This is a genomic window from Methylobacterium sp. B1 (assembly GCF_000333255.1).
Lineage (GTDB): Bacteria > Pseudomonadota > Alphaproteobacteria > Rhizobiales > Beijerinckiaceae > Methylobacterium > Methylobacterium fujisawaense.
The window spans coordinates 1-1351 of sequence record NZ_BACT01001090.1 but is presented as its reverse complement, the minus strand read 5'-3'; the positions used below and the strand labels follow the sequence as shown (position 1 = coordinate 1351).

1 pseudogene is annotated in these 1351 nt (G+C 75.6%); it reads right to left on the bottom strand.

Annotated elements, in window-relative coordinates:
- Nucleotides 1-692 precede the first annotated feature (692 nt).
- Nucleotides 693-1351: pseudogene (locus I53_RS30250) on the bottom strand (RsmB/NOP family class I SAM-dependent RNA methyltransferase); the annotation flags it as partial.

Sequence of the window (1351 nt, the reverse complement as noted above, 5' to 3'; positions counted from 1 at the left end):
CGGGGGCATGNCCCGGGAGCGAACACGAGGGACGCGGGCCGCCGCGGGAACCCAGGTGTCGGCCAAAGTCGCGCGGGATCCGATCCCCGCGGCGCCCGCGGGCATTGACCGGGCGCCTGCCCCGGCCGGTGCCGTCTTTCTCGTCGCGGCGTCTCCAGCGCCCCGGTCCTGCGACTCCCTGTTAGCGGTCTCGGGCGAGGCCCAGGCACGCCGTGCCCGCACCTCCGGAACCCGCATCAGCGCCGTGGCCTTCCAGCCGCCCCCCGCCTCGTAGTGGGCGGGTCCGCAGGTCGCTCAGGGTCGGCCCAGAGGCGGGTCGGCGCGGGGGCATTTCCTCGACCCCGCCGGGCAAACTGCCGCCCGGTCTCACGCCCGCTTCCGAGACACGCCCCGCACCGGTCCGCCGCCCGGGGCGATGGCGGCTGAAAGCCACCGACGCGGGCGCCGCCCCGCCCCCGGACCCGCCCGGTCAGCCACCGGGCGGGCCCCCGAAGGACGCCCCGGGATCGCTCCCGGGCCGCCGCGGACAGGTGCGGTCAGGAAGCACAAAATAGGAACATTGTCAAGGCGCGGGCGGCGTGACGCACGCTGCCGCGCGCCATTTCTCCCCGGTCCGCCCGCGGCACTCCGGAAGGACGGGCGGCTGGACCGGACCGCCGGTCCACCTCCGGAGATCCGGCCTGCGTGCCCGATCAATCCGCCCGTCGGAGCCGGCTCGCGAAGAAGCCGTCGAGGCCGCCGCGGGCGTTCGGCACCTCCGCCAGGTGGCACGGCAGGGTGCGCAGGTCGCCGTTGCCGTCGATCAGAGCCGCGGCGCCACCGACCTCCTCGGGCCGGACCGGCACCCGCGTGAACCGGGAGTCGCGGGCCAGGAAGGCCGCGATCTGCGCCTCGCCCTCCTCCGGCTCCAGCGAGCAGGTGCAGTAGACGAGAAGCCCGCCCGGCCGCACCAGCCCGGCCGCGTGGTCGAGGAGCCTGGCCTGGAGCGCGGCGAGTCGCCCGATATCGGCCTCCACCTTGGTCCAGGCCACGTCGGGGTGGCGCCGGATCGTCCCGGTGGCCGAGCACGGCGCGTCGAGCAGGACCGCGTCGTGGTCCCGCGGCTCCAGGGTGAGGGCGTCGGCCACCACGATCTCGACCGCGAAGCCGAGCCGCGCGACGTTCTCGCGCAAGCGTTCCAGGCGCGGCGCGGACCGATCGACTGCGGTGACCTGCGCGCCGGTGGCGGCCAAGCTGCAGGGTCTTGCCGGCGGGTGCCGCCGCAGAGGTCGAGGACGCATGTTCCGGTCTGCGGCGCTAGGAGGTCTGCCGGGAGCGCCGTGGTCACGTTCCTGGACCCCCCATGCCCCTT